Here is a 1,949-nt window from a genome sequence, read left to right as displayed (position 1 = left end):
CGGATCATGCTCCACCGGTACGCGCCCGAGCAGCGCCCGCCGCCGCCGGGCCGAGCGCCACTCGGTCCGCACGTGGTTGCCGGCCACCACCAGCAGCCACGGCAGGGCCGTCCCGTGGGTCAGCCGGACCGACCCGCGCTTGCGCCACGCGACCACGAACGTCGCCTGGGTGACGTCCTCGGCGACACTCCACGAGCCGCTGAGCCGGAAGGCGTGGTTGTAGACGGCCCGCGAGTGCCGGTCGAACAGCGTCCCGAAGGCGGCCTCGTCGCCGGCGGCCACCGCGGTCCAGAGGTCCTGGTCGGTCGGCCCGGTCTGCGTCATCACATCCTGCTGTGTCCGGCGGGCCGCTATTTGTTGCAGCAATTTTCCCGCGGGTCGATGATGAGCCTCGATAGATCATCACCAGGGCTGGGAGGCGCCGCATGCTGTCCGCGCTCGACCGTCAACACTCCGTGGCGCCGCCCGGGTTCAGCCGCTGGCTGATCCCACCGGCCGCGCTCTCCGTGCACCTGTGCATCGGCCAGGTGTACGCGACCAGCGTCTACAAGAACTCTTTCGTCTCCCACTTCGACGCCAGCGCGACGTCGGTGGGCATCATCTTCAGTATCGCCATCGTCATGCTCGGCCTGTCCGCGGCCGTCGGCGGCACCTGGGTCGAGGCGAACGGCCCGCGCAAGGCGATGTTCGTCTCGGCCTGCTTCTGGGCCGCCGGCTTCCTGGTCGGCGCGCTCGGCATCAGCACGAAACAGCTGTGGCTGGTCTACCTCGGGTACGGCTTCCTCGGCGGCATCGGGCTCGGCATCGGCTACATCTCGCCGGTCTCGACGCTGATCAAGTGGTTCCCGGACCGTCCCGGCCTGGCCACCGGCCTGGCGATCATGGGCTTCGGCGGTGGTGCGCTGATCGCCAGCCCGCTGTCGCGGCAGCTGCTGTCGTTCTACGACTCCGGTTACGACCCGAACGTGTCGACCTCGGTGGCCGGCGGTGGTGCGCTCGTGGCGCTGTTCCTGACCCTGGGCATCGGCTACTTCGTGGTGATGATGTTCGGCGTCGTGAACATGCGCGTACCGGCCGAGGACTGGGTGCCCGACGGCTGGGACCCGGCCTCGGTCAAGGAGAAGCCGCTGGTCACCACGGCCAGCGTGTCGGCGGCCAACTCGATCCGGACCCGGGCCTTCTGGCTGCTCTGGATCGTGCTGTTCTGCAACGTGACGGCCGGCATCGGCATCCTGGAGCAGGCCAGCCCGATGATCCAGGACTTCTTCCGGGACTCCGGCGGCAAGTCCGCGGTCGCGGTGGCCGCGGCGGCCGGCTTCGTCGGGGTGCTCTCGCTGTTCAACATGGCCGGCCGCTTCGTCTGGTCGTCGACCTCCGACCTCATCGGGCGCAAGCGGATCTACATGGTCTATCTGGGCGTCGGCATGATCCTGTACGCGCTGCTGGCCTCGGTCGGGCACGTCGCCGTGGGCCTGTTCGTGCTGCTGGCCGGCGTGATCCTGTCGTTCTACGGCGGCGGCTTCGCCACGGTGCCGGCCTACCTGCGGGACCTGTTCGGCACGTACCAGGTCGGCGCGATCCACGGCCGGTTGCTGACCGCCTGGTCGGCCGCCGGCGTGGCCGGCCCGCTGATCGTCAACGGCTTCCTGGACGCCCAGGGCAAGCCGGGCACGCTGACGGCGTCGGCGTACCAGCCGGCGCTGTTCACCATGGTCGGGGTGCTGGCCGTCGGCTTCATCGCGAACCTGCTGGTGCAGCCGGTGCCGGAGCGGTTCCACGAGCCGCGCAGCGAGGAGAAGAAGGAGGCGGTGGCATGAAGACGTCGAACGTACGGCTGGCCCTGTCCTGGGCGCTGGTCGTGGTGCTGCTGGGCTACGGCGTGATCCAGACGGCGATCACCGCGGCGAAGCTGTTCCAGTAGGGAGCGCGGGTGGCCGCCGCTGTGCGGC

2 protein-coding genes are annotated in these 1,949 nt (G+C 69.7%); one reads left to right on the top strand and one right to left on the bottom strand.

Features of this window, described 5'->3' with window-relative positions; all coding sequences use genetic code 11:
- The coding region (locus tag AB0C29_RS46005; protein WP_360834352.1) for a sigma factor at window positions 1–324 on the bottom strand (324 nt) is incomplete at its 3' end.
- A gap of 101 nt (window positions 325–425) precedes the next feature.
- Here AB0C29_RS46005 and AB0C29_RS46000 point away from each other — a divergent pair.
- Entirely contained in the window at window positions 426–1,817 is a 1,392-nt protein-coding gene (locus tag AB0C29_RS46000) for an OFA family MFS transporter (protein ID WP_360834350.1), read from the top strand.
- Window positions 1,818–1,949: the final 132 nt, after the last annotated feature.

Source organism: Actinoplanes sp. NPDC048791, assembly GCF_040650095.1.
Classification (GTDB): Bacteria; Actinomycetota; Actinomycetes; order Mycobacteriales; family Micromonosporaceae; genus Actinoplanes.
This window is presented reverse-complemented; position numbering and strand designations above follow the sequence as displayed.